Source organism: Micromonospora sp. NPDC048040 (genome assembly GCF_055587185.1).
The window spans coordinates 1-17,461 of the sequence record NZ_JBVJGT010000008.1 but is presented as its reverse complement, the minus strand read 5'-3'; the positions used below and the strand labels follow the sequence as shown (position 1 = coordinate 17,461).

Annotated in this window: 13 protein-coding genes; 8 read left to right on the top strand and 5 right to left on the bottom strand. The window is 75.9% G+C overall.

Features of this window, described 5'->3' with window-relative positions; all coding sequences use genetic code 11:
* Positions 1–21: 21 nt before the first annotated feature.
* From ACZ6O2_RS11365 to ACZ6O2_RS11345, 5 genes are all read left to right on the top strand, one after another.
* Positions 22–3,573 (top strand): ATP-dependent helicase, encoded by a 3,552-nt coding sequence (locus ACZ6O2_RS11365; RefSeq protein WP_466022770.1) that lies wholly within the window; start codon positions 22–24, stop codon positions 3,571–3,573.
* A gap of 103 nt (positions 3,574–3,676) precedes the next feature.
* Positions 3,677–7,153 carry an ATP-dependent helicase gene (locus ACZ6O2_RS11360; RefSeq protein ID WP_466022769.1) on the top strand — a complete coding sequence of 1,159 codons (3,477 nt, stop codon included), beginning with the start codon at positions 3,677–3,679 and terminating at the stop codon, positions 7,151–7,153.
* A 206-nt stretch (positions 7,154–7,359) separates the two neighbouring features.
* Positions 7,360–7,563, top strand: a complete 204-nt coding sequence (locus ACZ6O2_RS11355) for a cold-shock protein (RefSeq protein WP_067374184.1) — start codon at positions 7,360–7,362, stop codon at positions 7,561–7,563.
* A 222-nt stretch (positions 7,564–7,785) separates the two neighbouring features.
* Complete coding sequence (locus ACZ6O2_RS11350; protein ID WP_466022768.1) at positions 7,786–9,132, top strand: DEAD/DEAH box helicase; 1,347 nt, start codon at positions 7,786–7,788, stop codon at positions 9,130–9,132.
* Between the two features lie 231 nt (positions 9,133–9,363).
* Positions 9,364–9,552 carry a hypothetical protein gene (locus tag ACZ6O2_RS11345; RefSeq protein WP_350703858.1) on the top strand — a complete coding sequence of 63 codons (189 nt, stop codon included), beginning with the start codon at positions 9,364–9,366 and terminating at the stop codon, positions 9,550–9,552.
* A 138-nt stretch (positions 9,553–9,690) separates the two neighbouring features.
* Here the strand turns inward: ACZ6O2_RS11345 and ACZ6O2_RS11340 are convergent, their stop codons facing one another.
* From ACZ6O2_RS11340 to ACZ6O2_RS11325, 4 genes are read right to left on the bottom strand one after another with little or no spacing between them, the layout of a single operon-like run.
* Positions 9,691–10,140: an RrF2 family transcriptional regulator gene (locus ACZ6O2_RS11340; protein WP_350703856.1), complete on the bottom strand. Its 450-nt coding sequence runs from the start codon at positions 10,138–10,140 to the stop codon at positions 9,691–9,693.
* A 1-nt stretch (position 10,141) separates the two neighbouring features.
* Positions 10,142–11,026 carry an ABC transporter permease gene (locus ACZ6O2_RS11335; protein ID WP_466022767.1) on the bottom strand — a complete coding sequence of 295 codons (885 nt, stop codon included), beginning with the start codon at positions 11,024–11,026 and terminating at the stop codon, positions 10,142–10,144.
* Positions 11,016–11,795: an ABC transporter ATP-binding protein gene (locus tag ACZ6O2_RS11330; protein WP_350703852.1), complete on the bottom strand. Its 780-nt coding sequence runs from the start codon at positions 11,793–11,795 to the stop codon at positions 11,016–11,018. Before ACZ6O2_RS11330 ends, ACZ6O2_RS11335 begins: the two co-directional genes overlap by 11 nt.
* Positions 11,792–12,856, bottom strand: a complete 1,065-nt coding sequence (locus tag ACZ6O2_RS11325) for an ABC transporter substrate-binding protein (protein ID WP_466022766.1) — start codon at positions 12,854–12,856, stop codon at positions 11,792–11,794. The genes ACZ6O2_RS11330 and ACZ6O2_RS11325 overlap by 4 nt, the downstream gene beginning before the upstream one ends.
* 263 nt (positions 12,857–13,119) lie before the next feature.
* On the opposite strand from ACZ6O2_RS11325, the gene ACZ6O2_RS11320 reads away from it, so the two are divergent.
* Genes ACZ6O2_RS11320 through nudC form a run of 3 tightly spaced genes read left to right on the top strand, consistent with a single transcriptional unit; the run spans position 13,120 to position 16,764 of the window.
* The gene (locus ACZ6O2_RS11320; RefSeq protein WP_466022765.1) at positions 13,120–14,430 is read left to right on the top strand and encodes a M16 family metallopeptidase; all 1,311 of its coding nucleotides are present in this window, start codon (positions 13,120–13,122) and stop codon (positions 14,428–14,430) included.
* 55 nt (positions 14,431–14,485) lie between these two features.
* Positions 14,486–15,829 (top strand): M16 family metallopeptidase, encoded by a 1,344-nt coding sequence (locus tag ACZ6O2_RS11315; protein WP_466022764.1) that lies wholly within the window; start codon positions 14,486–14,488, stop codon positions 15,827–15,829.
* Positions 15,826–16,764, top strand: coding sequence for an NAD(+) diphosphatase (gene nudC / locus ACZ6O2_RS11310; protein WP_350703844.1), 939 nt, complete (start codon positions 15,826–15,828; stop codon positions 16,762–16,764). Before ACZ6O2_RS11315 ends, nudC begins: the two co-directional genes overlap by 4 nt.
* Before the next feature lie 164 nt (positions 16,765–16,928).
* On the opposite strand, the gene ACZ6O2_RS11305 is transcribed toward nudC, so the two are convergent.
* Positions 16,929–17,201, bottom strand: coding sequence for a hypothetical protein (locus tag ACZ6O2_RS11305; protein ID WP_350704157.1), 273 nt, complete (start codon positions 17,199–17,201; stop codon positions 16,929–16,931).
* Positions 17,202–17,461: the final 260 nt, after the last annotated feature.

Sequence of the window (17,461 nt, the reverse complement as noted above, 5' to 3'; positions counted from 1 at the left end):
CCGGCGTGGTGGGATGGGGGGATGCAGGCGTACCGGCTGGTGCGCCGGCCCGCCGAGGCGGCCCCGGGAGGCCACCGGTCCGGTGGGCCGGCCCGGGGGGACGGGCGGCCAGGTGGGCCGGCCGGCGGTGCCGCGCACCGGGGGACGGCGCGGCTGACCGACCCGCGCCAGGCGGAGGTCGTCGCGCACACCGACGGGCCGATGCTGGTGCTCGGCGGCCCCGGCACGGGCAAGACCAGCACCCTCGTCGAGGCGGTCGCCGCGCGGGTGGCCGAGGGCGTCGACCCGGAGCGGATCCTGGTGCTCACCTTCGGCCGCCGGGGCGCCACCGCGCTGCGCCAGCGGATCGAGGCCCGGGCCGCCGGGGGCGGGCACCGCGTGCTGCGCGAGCCGCTGGTGCGCACCTTCCCGGCGTACGCCTTCGGGCTGCTGCGCCGGGCCGCGGCCGAGCGGGGAGAGCCGTCCCCCCGGCTGCTCACCGGCCCCGAGCAGGATCTGATCATCCGCGAGCTGCTCGACGTGGTCGGTGAGGAACCGGGCGACGACCCGGTCGGCTGGCCGGAGGACCTGCGCCCCGCGCTGCGCACCCGGGCCTTCGCGGCACAACTGCGCGACCTGCTGATGCGCGCCGCCGAGCGCGGGGTCGGCCCCGTCGAGCTGGCCCGGCTGGGCGAGAAGCTCGGCCGCGCCGACTGGCCGGCCGCCGCGCGCTTCCTCCGGGAGTACGTGGCCGTGCTCGCCCTGCGCGACGTCAGCAACCGCGGCTCCGTCGCGTACGACCCGGCCGAGCTGGTCCGGGCCGCCACCGGGATGCTGCTCGACGACCCCGAGCTGCTCGCGGCCGAGCGACGCCGGCTGGCGTACGTCTACGTCGACGAGCTGGCCGACACCGATCCCGCCCAGCAGGAACTGCTCGCGACGGTGGCCGGCGGCGGCAAGTCCCTCGTCGCGTTCGCCGACCCTGATTCGTCCACGTACGCCTTCCGCGGCGCGGACCCCGCCGTGGTGACCACGTTCCCGCACCGCTTCCGCACCGCCTCCGGGGCGCCCGCGGCGCAGGTGGTGCTGACCACCTCCTACCGGGCCGGCCCCCGGCTGCTCGCCGCGTCCGGCCGGCTGGCGCGGCGGCTGCGCGGTCCGGCGGCGCACCGCAGACTGCACCCGCTGCCCGCCGCGCCACCGGGCTCGGTGGAGGTGCGCACCTTCCGCTCGGCCACCAGCGAGGCGGCCTGGCTGGCCCACGCCCTGCGCGAGGCGCACCTGCTCGGCGGCGTGCCGTGGTCGGAGATGGCCGTGCTGGTGCGCTCCACCGGGCGGCAGCTGCCCTCGCTGCAACGCGCGCTGCACGCCGCCGGGGTGCCCACCGTGGTGCACGGCGAGGACCTGCCGCTGCACCTGCAACCGGCGGTCGCGCCGCTGCTGCTCCTGTTGCGCTGCGCGCTGGAGCCCGAGCGGCTCGACGAGGAGGCCGCCGTCGCCCTGCTGCACTCGCCGCTCGGCGGCGCCGATCCGCTGGCCGAGCGGCGGCTGCGGCAGGGGCTGCGGGCCCTGGCGCTGGCCGCCGGCGACCGCCGGCCCTCGGGCGAGCTGATCGTCGAGGCGTTGCGCGACCCGGCCGAGCTGGCCGGTATCGAGCGGCGCTGGGCCGAGCCGGCGCAGACGGTGGCCGGCCTGCTGGCCGTCGCCCGGGAGACCGCCGCCCGGCCCGGCGCCACCGCGGAGGACGTGCTGTGGGCGGTCTGGCGGGCCAGCGGGCTGGCCGAGCTGTGGTCCGCCGCGATCGGCCGGGGTCAGACGGTGGCCGGCGAGGGGGACGTGGCCCGGCGCCGGCGCGCCGAGGCCGCCGACCGGGACCTCGATGCCGTGATGGTGCTCTTCGACGCGGCGGCCCGGTTCACGGACCGGCTGCCCGGCGCGCGCACCGAGGTCTTCCTCGACCACGTCCTCGGCCAGGACCTGCCGGCCGACACGATCGCCCCCACCGCCGACCGGGGTGAGGCGGTCCGGCTGCTCACCGCGCACGCCGCGAAGGGGCTGGAGTGGGACCTGGTGGCGGTCGCCGGGGTGCAGGAGGGCGTCTGGCCCGACCTGCGGCTGCGCGGCAGCCTGCTCGGCTCCGAGCGGCTGGTCGACGTGCTCGCCGGCCGGGCGGTCGGCGCCGGCACGGTGGCCACCCTGGTCGGGCAGACCTCGGCGCTGCTCGACGAGGAGCGGCGGCTGTTCCACGTGGCGGTCACCCGGGCCCGGCGTCGACTGCTGGTCAGCGCGGTCGCCTCCGCCGCTGTCGGCGGCGACGACCACGAGGAACAGCCGAGCCGTTTCCTCTACGAGCTGGGCCCGACCGACCCGCCCGCGCCGGACGACGGCTCCCCGCCCGGCCGGCCGGACCCGTCCGGGCCGACGCAGGCCGGTGACCCCGCGGCGCCGACTTCGGCCGAGCCGGCGCGGGCCGGGTCGACGTCGGGCGGGTCGAGCCCGGACCGGCCAGGAGCCGGGGCGGGGGCGGGCGACGGCCCGGTGACGGCGGCCGAGGAGGAACCGGACCGGCCGAGGACGCTGCCGGTGAGCCGGCCGCCCCGCGCGCTCACCCTGCCGGCGCTGGTCGCGGAGTTGCGTACGGCGGTCAGCGACCCGGACGCGCCCTACGCCCGGCGGCAGGCGGCGGCGGCCGAGTTGGCCCGCCTCGCGGCCGCCGGGGTGGCCGGCGCGCACCCGGACGACTGGTGGGGGCTGCGGCAGCTCTCCGACGACCGCCCGCTCGTCGACGAGGGGGAGCCGGTCCGGGTCACCCCGTCGGGCATGGAGAGCGCGCTGCGGTGCAGCCTGCGCTGGCTGCTGGAGCGGCACGGCGGCAGCGCCCCCGCCAGCGCCGCCCAGGGGGTCGGCAACCTCGTGCACGCCGCCGCGATGCTCGCCGAGGACGCGAGCGTCGACCGGGGCGCCCTGCTGGACTACGTCGCCGCCCGGTTCGACGCGATCGAGCTGGCCGCCCGCTGGATGGTCGGGCCCGAGCGGGCCCGCGCCGAGGGGATGGTCGACAAGCTGCTGCGCTGGCTGGCGGCCAACCCGCGCCGGCTGCTCGCGATCGAGCACGAGTTCGCGGTGCGCCTCGACGACCCGCACCGGCCCGTCGAGCTGGTCGGCCGGGTGGACCGGCTGGAGGTCGACGCCGACGGCCGGCTGGTCGTGATCGACCTGAAGACCGGGAAGTCCACCGCGGTCACCGCGCACGACCTGGCCGAGCACCCGCAGCTCGGTGCGTACCAGGCGGCGGTCGAGGCGGGAGCGTTCGCCGAGTTCGGCGAGGAGTCCGGCGGGGCGGCGCTCGTGCAGCTCGGCACCGGGGCGAAGGACGCGAAGGAGCAGAGCCAGCCACCGGCCGGGGAGGGCCCGGAGGCCGGCTGGGCGACCGCGCTGGTGCGGCGCACCGCCGATACGATGGCCGCCGCCACGTTCGCCGCCGTCGCCAACTCGAAGTGCCGGGTCTGCCCGGTGCGGTCGAGCTGCCCCGTGTCCGGGCAGGGCCGCCAGGTGGTCGAGCCGCCGACCGCCCGCCGCCCCGACCAACCGTGAGCCTGAGAATGAGGTTGCGAGCCCTGGGGCCGCGAACCAGGACGGCACCGTGAGTGTGAGGAGTGAGTTTGCGAGCCCCGCAGTCGCGAACTGAGGCGGAGCGGTGACCCAGCCCGCCCTGTTCGGCACGGCGACACCGGCGCCCCGGGTCGCCGACGCCGGCCCCCGGTACACGCCGGTGGAGCTGGCGAAGCTGCTGCGGCTGCCGGCGCCCACCCGGGAGCAGGCGGCCATCATCGCCGCGCCCGTGGAGCCCCTGCTGGTGGTCGCGGGCGCGGGCTCGGGCAAGACCGAGACGATGGCGGCCCGGGTGGTCTGGCTGGTCGCCAACTCGCACGTGCGGCCGGAGCAGGTGCTCGGGCTCACCTTCACCCGCAAGGCCGCCGGCGAGCTGGCGCACCGGGTGCGTACGCGGCTCGACCAGTTGGTGCGGCGGCTGGGGCGGCGGGGGCGGGACCCGCTCGACGACCCGCTGGCGGGGGAGCCGACCGTCTCCACCTACCACTCGTACGCGGGCCGGATCGTCACCGAGCACGGGCTGCGGGCCGGCTACGAGCCGTCCACCCGGCTGCTCACCGAGGCGTCCCGCTGGCAGCTCGTCGACCTGCTGGTGCGCAACTACGACGGCGACATGTCCGAGGTGGACCGGATGCCGAGCACGGTCACCGACGCCGTGCTGGCGCTCGCCGGCGAGCTGGACGAACACCTGGTCGACCCGGACGAGCTGGCCGCCTGGACGGGCCGGTTCTTCGCCGAGGTGCAGGCCCGCCCCGGCCGGGTCTACGCCGACGTGCGCAAGGCCCTGGCCCTCCAGCAGACCCGGCTGAAGCTGCTCCCGCTGGTGCGCGCGTACGCCCGGCGGAAGGAGGACTTCGAGGCGATGGACTTCGCCGACCAGCTCGCCCGGGCGGCCCGGGTGGCCCGGGACCACCCGGGGGTCGGCGAGATCGAGCGGGACCGCTTCCGGGTGGTGCTGCTGGACGAGTACCAGGACACCAGCCACGCCCAGGTGGTGCTGCTCAACGCGCTGTTCGGCGGCGGGCACCCGGTGACCGCGGTCGGTGACCCGTGCCAGTCGATCTACGGCTGGCGGGGGGCGAGCGCCGGCACCCTGGACCGCTTCCCCACGGAGTTCGCCCGCGCCGACGGCGCGCCGGCCGAGGTGCTCGGCCTCACCACGAGCTGGCGCAACCGCCCCGAGATCCTCGGCGTCGCCAACGCCCTGGCCACCCCGCTGCGGGCCGCCGGCGCCCGGGTGCCGGAGCTGCACGCCGCGATGAGCGTCAAGGACCCGGTGCCGCACCGCAGCGCCCGCGGCGCCGCCGGCGGCACCGTCCACTGCGCCCTGCTCCCGACGTACGCCGACGAGGCCGACTGGATCGCCGACAGCGTGCTGCACGCCTGGCGCGGGGCGGCTGCCATGCCCGGCGCGCTGCCCGAGCACATCCCGGTGCCGCTGCGGCCGACGACGGCCGTGCTCGTGCGGCTGCGCAGTCAGATCCCCGCGATCGAGTCGGCACTGCGCGAGCGCGGGCTGCCCGTCGAGGTGGTCGGCCTGGGCGGCCTGCTGGACACCCCCGAGGTGCGGGACGTGGTGTGCACGCTGCGGGTGCTGGCGGACCCGACGGACGGGGCGGCCCTGCTGCGGCTGCTGACCGGGGCGCGCTGGCGGATCGGCCCGCGTGACCTGGTGGCTCTGCACCGGCGGGCGAAGGGCATCGCCGCCGCCCGGCGGAAGCTCGCCGACGACGGCAGCCCGGAGATCACCCCCGACCTGCTCGACGAGGCGACCCTGGTCGAGGCGCTGGCCGACCTCGGCCCGGCGCAGGCGTACTCGGCGGAGGGCTACGCGCGGCTGCGCGCGTACGCCCGGGAGCTGGGGCTGCTGCGCTACCGGCTGGACCAGTCCCTGCCGGAGCTGATCGCGGACATCGAGCGCACGATCGGCCTGGACGTGGAGGTGGCCGTACGCGCCGGCCGGGACGGCGCCGGGGACGCCGGCCTGGCCCGGGGCCACCTGGACGCGCTCGGCGACGTCGCCGCCCGGTTCGGCGGCGAGACGCCGGGCGCCACCCTGTCGGGCTTCCTGGCCTACCTCGCCGCCGCCGAGGACGAGGAGCGCGGCCTCAGCCCGGGCGAGGTGGAGGTGGTCGAGGGGGCGGTGCAGATCCTCACCGCGCACGCCGCGAAGGGCCTGGAGTGGGACGTGGTCGCGGTGGCCGGGCTGAGCCGGGGCGTGTGGCCGGGGCCGGTGCGCAACTCCGACCACTGGCTGGGCGGGCTCGGGGTGCTGCCGTTCCCGCTGCGCGGCGACGCCGACGGGCTGCCCGAGCTGGGCCTGGGCGGCACCGAGGACCAGCGCGGGGTGGCCCGGGCGCTGGAGGACTTCACCGACGCCTGGCGGGCGCACGACGAGCGGGAGGAGCGCCGGCTGGCGTACGTGGCGGTGACCCGGCCCCGCCGGCTGCTGCTCTGCTCCGGCCACTGGTGGGGGGAGGGGACCAAGCGGCCGCGCGGCCCGTCGGTGCTGCTGCGGGAGGTGCACGACGCCTGCCTGGACGGCCGCGCGGGGCACCTGGTCGACGAGTGGGCGCCGGAGCCGCCGGGCGACGCGGTCAACCCGACCACCGAGGTGGTGCTCCGCGCCGAGTGGCCGGCCGATCCGCTCGGCGCCCGCCGCCCGGCACTGGCCGAGGCAGCCGTTCTGGTCCGCCGCTTCCTCGCCGACGGCGACGCGGCGGGCCGCCCGCCGGCCGGCGGGCGGGGCGCGGCCGGCCCGGAACCCGGTGACGAGGCGGGCCCGGAACGGCCGGCCGACGGCGACGACGCCGCCGGGGCGGGAGCTGAGCCGCCGGCCGGCGACCCGGACCTCGCGCGGTGGCGGCGGGAGGCCGACCTGCTGCTCGCCGAGCGGGCCGAGCTGACCCGGCAGGCCGGCGCGGTCGAGGTGGCGCTGCCCGGGCACCTCTCGGTGACCCAGCTGGTGGCGCTGCGCCGGGATCCGGCGGCGCTGGCCCGGGCGCTGCGCCGTCCGGTGCCCACCGAGCCGAGCCCGTACGCCCGCCGGGGCACCGCCTTCCACACGTGGCTGGAGCAGCGGTTCGGCGCCGATCGGCTGCTCGACCTGGACGAGCTGCCGGGCGCGGCCGACGCCGACGCCGCGCCTGACGAGGCGCTCGCCGAACTCCAGGAGCGCTTCCTGGCCAGCGAGTGGGCCGACCGGGTGCCGGTCGAGGTGGAGGTGCCGTTCGCCACGGTGATCGCCGGGGTGGTGGTGCGGGGCCGGATGGACGCGGTCTTCGCCCGCCCCGGCGGGCGGTTCGACGTGGTCGACTGGAAGACCGGCCGGCAGCCGGCCGGACCCGCCGCCGAGGTGGCCGCGGTGCAGCTCGCGGTCTACCGGCTGGCCTGGGCGGAGCTGGCCGGGGTGCCGGTGGAGCGGGTCGGCGCGGCGTTCCACTACGTGCGCGACGACGTCACCGTGCGCCCGGCCGACCTGCTCGACGCCGACGGGCTCACCGCGCTGATCACCTCGGTGCCGGAAAACCCGGCAGACGATGGTCATCCGGCGAATCCGTGATAGGTTGGTCGGGTTGCAGTTATGGTTCCCAGAGACTCTGTGTGCGCCTGGAGGATTGTGGCCCCAGGCGCTCTTTGTTGTGTCCGGAGTTCTCCGGGCGGGGCGACCAGAAGCGACAAGCGAGCCAGGCAGTTCCGCCTGGCGCGCTCCTCTTCGGGCCCGCAACAGGTGCGGGCCCGACGTTCCGTCAAGGAGACGAGACAAAAATGGCTATTGGCACCGTCAAGTGGTTCAACGCTGACAAGGGCTTCGGCTTCATCACCCCGGACGGCGGCGGCGCCGACGTCTTCGCCCACTTCTCGGCCATCCAGACCTCCGGCTACCGGAGCCTGGACGAGAACCAGCGGGTCGAGTTCGAGGTGACCCAGGGCCAGAAGGGCCCGCAGGCGGAGAACATCCGCCCGCTCTGATCTTCGGATCTTCGCGTAACACCCACCGCGCCCTCCGGGCGTGGTGACGGGACCGGTCCGCCCCGCCGTCCACCTGCGTACGCAGGCGGCGGAACGCGGCGGCGGGCCGGCCCGTACCCCTTTCGGTTCGTGCTTGTGAGTCACCCGCGGCCTGGTCCGCCGGTGACAGCGCCGCCTTTGGCGCCCTCCCTCGACACGTGCCGCGTCGAGGAAGGCTTCCGCATGACCACCGTCGTACCGTCGTTCGCCCATACCGGGCTGGCCCCGGCGCTGCTCGCCGAGCTGGCCGCCCAGGGCATCACCGAGCCGTTCCCGATCCAGTCGGCGACGCTGCCGGACTCGCTCGCCGGCCGGGACGTGCTCGGCCGGGGCCGTACCGGCTCCGGCAAGACCCTCGCCTTCGGGCTCCCCGTGCTGTCGCGCACCGCCGGCCGCCGGGCCCGCCCGGGCCGGCCGCTGGCCCTGGTGCTGGTGCCGACCCGGGAGCTGGCTCAGCAGGTCACCACCGCACTCGACCCGTACGCCCGGGCCGTCGGGCTGCGCTGCGCCACCGTCGTCGGCGGCCTGTCGCTGCAGCGCCAGGCGGACGCCCTGCGCGCGGGCGCCGAACTGGTCGTGGCCACCCCCGGGCGGCTGCACGACCTCATCAACCGCGGCGACGCCCGGCTGGACCAGGTCGCGATCACCGTGCTCGACGAGGCCGACCAGATGGCCGACATGGGCTTCCTGCCGCAGGTGACGAAGCTGCTGGAGCAGGTCGCCCCGGACGGGCAGCGGATGCTCTTCTCGGCCACTCTGGACGGCGGCGTGGACAAGCTGGTCCGCCGCTTCCTCACCGACCCGGTCTCGCACTCGGTCGACCCGGGCACCGCCACCGTGACCGCGATGACCCACCACGTCCTGCACGTCGACGCGGCGGACAAGCCGGCCGCGCTGACCTGGATCGCCGCCCGCGAGGGACGCACCATCCTGTTCATGGGCACCAAGCACCGCGCCGACCGGGTCGCCCGCCAACTGTTGGCCAAGGGCGTACGCGCGGCCGCGCTGCACGGCGGCAAGTCGCAGCCGCAGCGCACCCGGATCCTGGAGCAGTTCCGCACGGGGCAGGTGACCGCGCTGGTCGCCACCGACGTGGCGGCCCGGGGCATCCACGTCGACGGGCTGGACCTGGTGGTCAACGTGGACCCGCCCACCGAGGCGAAGGACTACCTGCACCGCGGTGGGCGTACCGCCCGGGCGGGGGAGTCGGGCACGGTGGTCACCCTGGTCCTGCCCGAGCAGCGCCGGGACGTGTCCCGGCTGATGAGCACTGCCGGCATCCGCCCCGAGTCCGTCCAGGTACGCCCCGGCGACGAGGCACTGGCCCGGGTGACCGGCGCCCGTGAGCCGTCCGGGGTGCCGGTGACGATCGCGCCGCCCCCGCCGCAGGCCGCCGCCACGTCGGCCGCCGGACGCTCGGGTGGCCGGGCCGGCGAGGGCGGGCGTGCCGGCGAGGGTGGCCGGTCTCCGCACCGCGCCTCGGGGCGGCCCCGCCGGCCGCGGCGGCCCCGGACGCCCCGCGCCTCCTGACGCCCGCCCGCCCGCCCTCGGCCCGGCCCGGTCGGTCTCGGGTGTGGGCAGGCACCCGTACCGGACCGGTCGTGACGGTCCGCGAACACCCGTTCCAGACCGGCGCCGGCTGAGTCGGGAATCAGCGGACGTTACGTCCGATCGGTGACTGTTCCGGTGGCCGGTGGTGGTGGAAGCTGGGGGCCGGGGGGAACGACCCGGGCGGGACCGCCCGGCGCGGGAGGGGTGATCATGGCGAGCGACGTCGGCACGGGCGCGGTGCGTGAACTGCTGCTGGTGCTCGCGGTCGCGCTCGCCGGGCTGCTGCTCGCCATGGTCGCGGTCTTCACGCCGTGGCACGCCACCCCGGACGGGGCCGCGCCGGCCGCCCCGGTCGAGCTGCACAGCCCGACCGGGGGGCCGACCACCATCGCCGGCTGACTCACCGCCGTCGCCGTCAGCCACCGCCGTCGCCCTGGGCCGCGCCGTCGCCCTGGGCCGCCCGCTGAGCCGCCAGCGCCGCCCGCTGAGCCGCCACCGTCCGAGCGCCGCGGCGGGGCCGCCGCCGGGAGCCGGCGGTCAGCGGGTGGGGGTCTGCCGCGTGTCAACCGCCGGGTGCTGCGTGCCCAGCAGGTCGGCGAGGGTGGTCCGGTCGACCACCAGGGCGACCGCCCCGTGCACGGCCAGCCAGACGTCCCGGAGGCCGGTCGCCGCGCCCCGGTAGCCGGCCTGTTCGGCCGGCAGCCCGCGGACCGTCGTCAGCGATCCGCCCACCGCGCGGAGCACGTCGCCGACGCTGATCTCGGCCGCGGGGCGGGCGAGGGTGTACCCGCCGTCCGTGCCGCGGTGGCTGTGCAGCAGGCCGGCCCGGCGCAGGTCGACCAGGATGCCCTGGAGGAAGCTCAGCGGGATGTCCTGGCGGCCGGCCAGGGCCGCGGCCTTGACCAGCCCGCCGCCGCCGACCGGGTCGGCGGCGGCGACGGCGAGCATGGCCTGGAGCGCGTAGTCGCTGCGCGCGGAGACGTACACGTCACTGACCGGCCTGGTCCAGCACGCCCCAGCGGCGCCGGATCGCCTTGTCGGCCGCCCCGAACGCGGCGTCGACCACCAGGCCCAGGACCAGGATCACGATCATGGTGGAGATCAGCCAGGGCGAGTCCGACAGCTCCCGGGAGTAGGTCAGCTGGGCGCCCAGCGAGGTCTGCGAGATGCCGACCACGATCAGCTCGCCGGCCATCAGGCTGCGCCAGGAGAACGCCCAGCCCTGCTTGAGGCCGGCCACGATGGCCGGCAGCGCGGCGGGCGCGATGACGTACCGGTACAGGTTCAGCCCCCGGGCGCCGAGGTTGCGGCCGGCGCGCAGCAGCAGCGGCGGCACGTAGTCCACACCGGCGATCACGCCGTTGGCGATGGACGGCGCGGCGCCGAGCACCACCACGAAGAAGATCGCCTTCTCGCTCAGCTCGAAGAGCAGGATCGCCAGCGGGAACCAGGCGATCGAGGGCATGGTCTGCAGTGCCGTGATCATCGAGCCGATCGCCGCCCGCAGGATCCGCGACCGGGCCACCGCGAGGCCGACCAGCAGGCCCACGGCGACCGAGAACACGTAGCCGACCGCCGCCCGGCGCAGCGTCGTGGCGAGTCCGTCCCAGAGCTGGACGCCGCTGACCTGCCGGAGCAGTTCCTGCCCCACGGCGGCCGGGCCGGGCAACGCGTACTCGGGCTTCCAGCCGGTCCAGACCACGACCTGCCACGCGCCGACGGCGATGCTGAGCGCGGCCAGCTTCGGCCAGGTCGCGGCCCAGAACCGGGCGGCCCGCGGCCGGCTCTGCTCCCGGCCGGCCAGTTCCAGGGCGTCCAGCCCCGAGATCTCCGCGTCGGTACGCGGGACGGCGGCGAGGGTGTCACCGGCCATGGCGGCCCACCTCCGTACGCAGGCGGTCGGTGACCTCGGCGGCGACCGCGGCGACCTCGGGGGAGTCGATGCGTCGCGGCCGGGGCACGTCGACCGGGGTGGACCAGATGATCCGGCCGGGTCGGCTGGAGAGCAGGATGATCCGGTCGGCGAGCCGGGCCGCCTCGCGGACGTTGTGCGTCACGAAGAGCACGGTGAGCCGCCGCTCGGCCCAGATCCGTTCCAGCTCGTCGTGCAGGATGTCGCGGGTCATCGCGTCCAGCGCGCCGAACGGCTCGTCCATCAGCAGCACCGGCGTGTCCAGGGCGAGGGTGCGGGCCAGCGCCACCCGCTGGCGCATGCCGCCGGAGAGCTCGTGGGGGCGCTTGCGGCCGAAGTCGGCCAGGTGCACCGTGCCCAGCAGCTCGGCGACCCGTTCCCGGCGCGCGGCCCGGGGCAGCCCGCGCAGCCTGAGCGGCACCTCGACGTTGCCCTCGACGGTCAGCCAGGGGAAGAGGGCCGGCTCCTGGAACATCAACCCCGGCTCGACCCCCTCGCCGAGGGCGATCCGCCCGCCGCTGGGCCGGTCCAGGCCGGCCACGAGGTTGAGCAGCGTGCTCTTGCCGCAGCCGGAGGCTCCGACCAGGCAGACGAACTCGCCGGGCGCGACGTCGAGGGAGACCCCGTCCAGGGCGAGGACGGCGTTCGGCCCGCGCCCGTACACCTTGGTGACGCCGTGCAGCGCGACCGGGCCGGTCGCGCTGCGGGGCGCCGTCGTGGTCGACGTCATGGTTGCGCGACCTCGGCCTTGCCCTGGCCCTTGAGCACCTCGTTGAGGTGCGTCAGGTCGTAGAGCCCGTCGAGGCTGACCGGCTGGGTCAGCCCGACCGCGACGGCGTGGTCGAGCCCGGTCTTCAGCGAGGAGGCGATGGGGTCGTTGGTGAACTCCAGCGTCGGCCAGGCCTGCTTGATCAGCTTGAGGTCCAGCGGCTTGCCGCTGATCTTGCCGATGTGGTCGGAGACGGCCTGCTGCGCCTCGTCGGGCTTGCCGTTGACGAACTCGTTCGCCGCCACCTGCCCCTCGACCAGCTTCTTCACCACGTCGGGGTGGGCCTTGAGGAACTTGGTGCTGACGATCAGGTTGGTGATCACGAACTTGCCGTCCGGCCAGAGGTCGCGCTCGTCGACGAGCACCTTCCCGCCGGCGTTGACCAGCCGGGAGACGAACGGCTCGGGCACCCAGGCGCCGTCGATCGCCCCGCTGCCGAACGTCTCCACCGTCTGGGCGTTCTCCTGCGGGACGATCTTGACGTCGCCGCCGCCCTCCTTGGTCGTCGTGAGGCCCTTCTCCTTGAGCCAGTGGCGGATCGCCACGTCCTGCGTGTTGCCGAGCTGCGGGGTGGCGATCTTCTTGCCCCGCAGTTGCTCGACCGACGTGATCTCCGGCTTCACCACGAGCGCGACGCCGCCGGAGGCCGCGCCGGAGACGACCCGGACGGCCTCGCCCTTGGACTTCGAGAAGGCGTTCACGGTGGGGTTCGGGCCGATGTACGTGGCGTCGAGCGCGCCGGAGAAGATCGCCTCGATCGCGGCGGGGCCGGCGTTGAAGGTCTTCGTCTCCAGCGTGACGCCGGTGCCGAGCTTCTCGGCGAAGATGCCCTTCTCCACGCCGACCACCGCCGGCGCGTGGGTGATGTTGGGAAAGTAGCCGAGCCGCAGGGTCACCGGGCCGGAGCCGCCACCCGCGCTCTCGCTGTCGTCGCCGCAGGCGGCGGCGGTGCCCAGGGTCGCCGCGCCGACGACGGCGAGGGTGGCCAGGGAGACCAACCGACGCATGGGGAGCCGTCTCATCGTCCATCCAATCCGCAGTATTCCTACTTAGTTGGTAGGAAGAGTGGGTCAGGTGGTGGGCTGGCGTCAAGGGTCAACCACATGACGGGACTGGCGTCTCAGCAAAGGCGGCAATCTATACCCGTTGGATGGGTTTCGTGGCCGCCGGGCCCGGCGTCGCCGCCGGCTGCCGGGACCGGCGGGCGCGCCGGTTGGTACGCCGGCCGCGGCGGCTGGCCGAAGGTCGGCGATGGCGCGGGTGCCGACGCGCTAGGGTCGATCCCGTGGCGGCGCGGAGATCGAGAATTCCAGCGACGAAGTACCCGGTCGAGCGGTTCACCCTCGACAACGGCCTGCGGGTGGTCCTGACCCCCGACCGCAGCGCCCCGGTGATCGGGGTGGCGGTGGTCTACGACGTCGGCATCCGCTCGGAACCGGAGGGGCGCACCGGCTTCGCCCACCTCTTCGAGCACCTGATGTTCCAGGGCTCGGAGAACCTGGAGAAGCTGGCCCACTTCCGGCACGTGCAGGGGGCGGGCGGCACCTTCAACGGCTCGACCCACCTCGACTACACCGACTACTTCGAGACGCTGCCGAGCAACGCCCTGGAGCGGGCGCTGTTCCTGGAGGCCGACCGGATGCGTGGCCCGCGGCTGACCGAGGAGAACCTGCGCAACCAGGTCGACGTGGTCAAGGAGGAGATCCGGGTCAACGTGCTCAACCGGCCGTACGGGGGCTTCCCCTGGCTGACCCTGCCGCCGGTCATGTTCGACACCTTCCCGAACGCGCACGACGGCTACGGCTCCTTCGTCGACCTGGAATCGGCCACCGTCGCCGACGCCGCCGACTTCTTCCGCCGCTACTACGCCAGCGGCAACGCGGTGCTGGCCGTCAGCGGCGACATCGACGTCGCCGAGGCGACCGCGCTGGTCGAGCGGCACTTCGGCGACGTGCCGGCCCGGCCCGCGCCGGAGCGGCCCGACTTCGCCGAGCCCGACCTGACCGCGGAGCGGCGCACCTCGTACACCGACAGGCTGGCCCCGCTGCCGGCGGTGGCCGGCGCCTGGCGGGTGCCCGACCCGGTCACCGACTTCGCCGGCTACCTGCCGTACGTCGTGCTGGCCGAGGTGCTCACCGACGGCGACGCCTCCCGGCTGGTGGAGCGGCTGGTGCAGCGGGACCGGGCGGTGACCAGCCTCGGCGGCTACCTCGGCTTCATGGGCGACCCGTTCGACGTGCGGGACCCGACGGCGCTGCTGCTCCAGGCGCACCTGCCGCCCGGCGGGGACGTGGACAAGGTGCTGCGCGCCATCGACGAGGAGCTGGACCGGCTGGCCACCGACGGTCTGACGGAGGGCGAGCTGGCCCGCACCCAGGCCCGGATGGCGACCCACCTGCTGCGCGACACCGACGCGGTGCTCGGCCGGGCGCTGCGGATGGCCGTGCTGGAGCAGCAGCGCGGCGAGCCGGGGCTGCTCAACGACCTGCCCCGGCTCGTGGGCGAGGTCACCGACGAGCAGGTCCGGGCCGCCGCGGCCACCCTGCGGCCCGAGCGCCGCGCGTCCATCGAGGTCATCGCCGGAGGCGCCCGATGAGCGCGAGGAGTGAGCCGGGTCTGCGAGCCCCGCAGTCGCGAACGGAGGAAGGCCGATGACGGCAACCGGACAGGCCGGGCCGCGGGAGCTGCCGCCGCTCGGCCCGAACCGCAGGCTCAAGCTGCCGAAGCAGGCCGAGCGCACGCTGGGCAACGGGCTGACCGTGATCGCCGTACGCCGGCCGGCGGTGCCCCTGGTCGAGCTGCGGCTCTGGATGCCCTTCGGCCGCAGCCACCTCGCCCGGGGCGCGATGCTCGCCCAGACCCTGCTCTCCGGCACCGAGGGCATGTCCAGCGTGCAGATCGCCGCCGAGCTGCAGAAGGTCGGCGGCGGGCTGTCCGCCGGGATCGACCCGGACCGGCTGATGCTCTCCGGCGCCGGCCTGGTCACCGGGCTGGACCGGATGCTGGAGATCCTCGCCGACGTGCTCACCGGCGCGACCTACCCGAACGAGGACGTGGCGACCGAGCGGGACCGGCTGGTCGACCGGATCCAGGTCGCGCAGAGCCAGCCCTCGCACCTGGCCCGCACCGCCCTGCTCAAGCGGGTCTACGGCACGCACCCGTACGCGGTGCAGACGCCGGACCCGGAGGCGGTCCGCGCGGTCCGGCCGGGGGTGTTGCGCACCCTGCACGCCCAGCGGGTGCACCCCGCCGACGCGGTGCTGGTGCTGGTCGGCGACGTGCAGCCGGAGCGGGCGCTGGACGCCGCCGAGAAGGCACTGTCGGGGTGGAACGGCGCCGGGCACACCGCCGACCTGCCGCCCGCCCCGCCGCTGGAGCCCGGGCCGCTGCTGCTGGTCGACCGGCCGGGGTCGGTGCAGTCCTCGCTGCGCATCGCGCTGCCGGCGGTGCCCCGCACCCATCCCGACCACGCCGCGCTGCAACTGGCCAACCTGGTCTTCGGCGGCTACTTCTCCTCCCGCTGGGTGGAGAACATCCGCGAGGACAAGGGCTACACCTACGGCCCCCACTCGCTCGTCGAGCACTCGGTGGCCGGGTCGGTGCTGGTCGCCGCCGCCGAGGTGGCCACCGAGGTCACCGGGCCGGCGCTGCTGGAGACGACGTACGAGCTGGGCCGGCTGGCCAGCCTCCCGCCCCGGGAGGACGAGCTGGAACAGGCCCGCCAGTACGCGCTCGGCACCCTCCAGCTCGGCATGTCCACCCAGGCCGGGCTGGCCTCGCTGACCAGCGCGTACGCCGGCAACGGGCTGCGGCTGGAGTTCCTGGCCGAGCACGCCGCCCGGCTGGCGAAGGCCACCGTGGCCGACGTGGCCGAGGCGGCGGCCCGCTACCTCGCCCCGGCCCGTGCGGTGACCGTGGTGCTCGGCGACGCCGAGCGGATCGCACCGCAGCTCGCCGCGCTGACCCCGGTCGTCACCGAGCCGGCGCGGCCGTGAGCGGGGAGCCCACGCCGCCGCTGGCCCGCTCCACCCTGGACCGGGCGGCGCACCGGCGCACGGATCCGGGGTGGCTGGCGCAGGCGTGGGCCGGGGCGCGGGTGCTGGTGCTCGACTCCGGCGACGAGGGCCGGGCGCTCGTGCGCACCGACACGTCGCCGCCGGCGTTGGTGCTGCTGGATTCGGCCGACCTGCCGCCGGCGGCGTCCCCGATGTTCCTCGGCGTCGAGCCCGACGGCGTGCCGGTCTTCGCCGTGGACGCCCCGCTGCCGGCGGTGCCCGGCGCCCGGCCGGCGCACCTGCGCGAGGTCGGTCACCTGCTGGTCGACCGGGACGCCGGGCTGTTCACCACCGCGCTGGCACTGGTCAACTGGCACCTGCGGCACCGTTACTCGTCGGCCACGGGGCATCCGACGGAGGTGGACGAGGCCGGCTGGTCCCGCGTCGACCGGGCCGGGGAGCGGATCTGGCCGCGTACCGACCCGGCGATGATCGTGCTGGTGCACGACGGCGTGCCGGGGCCGGGCGGGCGGTGCCTGCTCGGCAACAACGCCACCTGGCCGCAGACCCCCGGCGAGCGCCGCTTCTCCTGCCTCGCGGGCTACGTCGAGCCGGGGGAGTCGGCCGAGGCCGCCGTGCTGCGCGAGGTCCGCGAGGAGGTCGGTGTCCCGGTCGAGGACATCGCGTACGCGGGCAGCCAGGCGTGGCCGTTCCCCGGCTCGCTGATGCTGGGCTTCCTCGCCACGGCCGACCCGGAGCACCCGGTGCGGCTCGACCCGGCGGAGATCGCGTACGCCCGGTGGTTCACCCGCACCGAGATCGGGGCGGCCCTGGCGGGGCGGCCGGTGGATGTGGGCGGCGCCCGGCTGGTCCTGCCGCCGCGGTCGTCCATCGCACTGTTCCTGATCCACCGCTGGCTCGACGGCCACTGCTGAACCGGCACCTGCGGGGCCGGGCCGGTGGCCGCGCGAACGTGCGGTCCCGGCCCGTGGCCGCCGTTGCCGCGACGGTCACGGGCCGGGAACACGGGCCGTCGTGGTCGGCTGGGCAAGGAACGCGGCGGGGGAGCCGGTCGGCCACGACGGACGTCTCGGAGGGGTCAGCTGCCCCGGTCGCTTCGTGTTCGCCAGCCGAGGGCCGGCTCGTCGAGCGGGAGCACCTTGACCCGCTGTTTTCCGGAGCGGACCGCGCCCACCGTGGACAGGGCCCGGGCCAGCAGCAGCGCGGCGTCCCGGTCCTCGGCGTGCACGATCTGTCGGCGTGGTTCGGGCGTGGTGGTCTCGTCCCGCAGGCGGCCGCCGCACGCCCAGGCGGCGACGATGTCCACGTCGGCGGCGGCGCGGATGTCGGTGCGAACGATCAGGAAACGCATGTGGGTCTCCGGATGAACCGCGACGGTGGGGAACGGGTGGAAGTTCCACGTCACTCTGTCGCCATGCTACGCCGCCCGAGGGTCTCAGCAAGTGAAACACGACGATCGGTGCGGAGCCTCGTCCGATCAGCGGATGCCTGGTCAACGCGGACGCGGGCCGGAAACGCGGCGGGGGGGGGGGGGGGGGGGGGGGGGGGGGGGGGGGGGGGGGGGGGGGGGGGGGGGGGGGGGGGGGGGGGGGGGGGGGGGGGGGGGGGGGG

Coding starts and splice junctions, on each gene's coding strand:
- ACZ6O2_RS11330 (WP_350703852.1), bottom strand. CDS start 11,795: ATGACGTCGACCACGACGGCGCCCCGCAGCGCGACCGGCCCGGTCGCG.
- ACZ6O2_RS11345 (WP_350703858.1), top strand. CDS start 9,364: ATGGCGAGCGACGTCGGCACGGGCGCGGTGCGTGAACTGCTGCTGGTG.
- ACZ6O2_RS11315 (WP_466022764.1), top strand. CDS start 14,486: ATGACGGCAACCGGACAGGCCGGGCCGCGGGAGCTGCCGCCGCTCGGC.
- ACZ6O2_RS11325 (WP_466022766.1), bottom strand. CDS start 12,856: ATGAGACGGCTCCCCATGCGTCGGTTGGTCTCCCTGGCCACCCTCGCC.
- ACZ6O2_RS11365 (WP_466022770.1), top strand. CDS start 22: ATGCAGGCGTACCGGCTGGTGCGCCGGCCCGCCGAGGCGGCCCCGGGA.
- ACZ6O2_RS11350 (WP_466022768.1), top strand. CDS start 7,786: ATGACCACCGTCGTACCGTCGTTCGCCCATACCGGGCTGGCCCCGGCG.
- ACZ6O2_RS11335 (WP_466022767.1), bottom strand. CDS start 11,026: ATGGCCGGTGACACCCTCGCCGCCGTCCCGCGTACCGACGCGGAGATC.
- ACZ6O2_RS11305 (WP_350704157.1), bottom strand. CDS start 17,201: ATGCGTTTCCTGATCGTTCGCACCGACATCCGCGCCGCCGCCGACGTG.
- ACZ6O2_RS11355 (WP_067374184.1), top strand. CDS start 7,360: ATGGCTATTGGCACCGTCAAGTGGTTCAACGCTGACAAGGGCTTCGGC.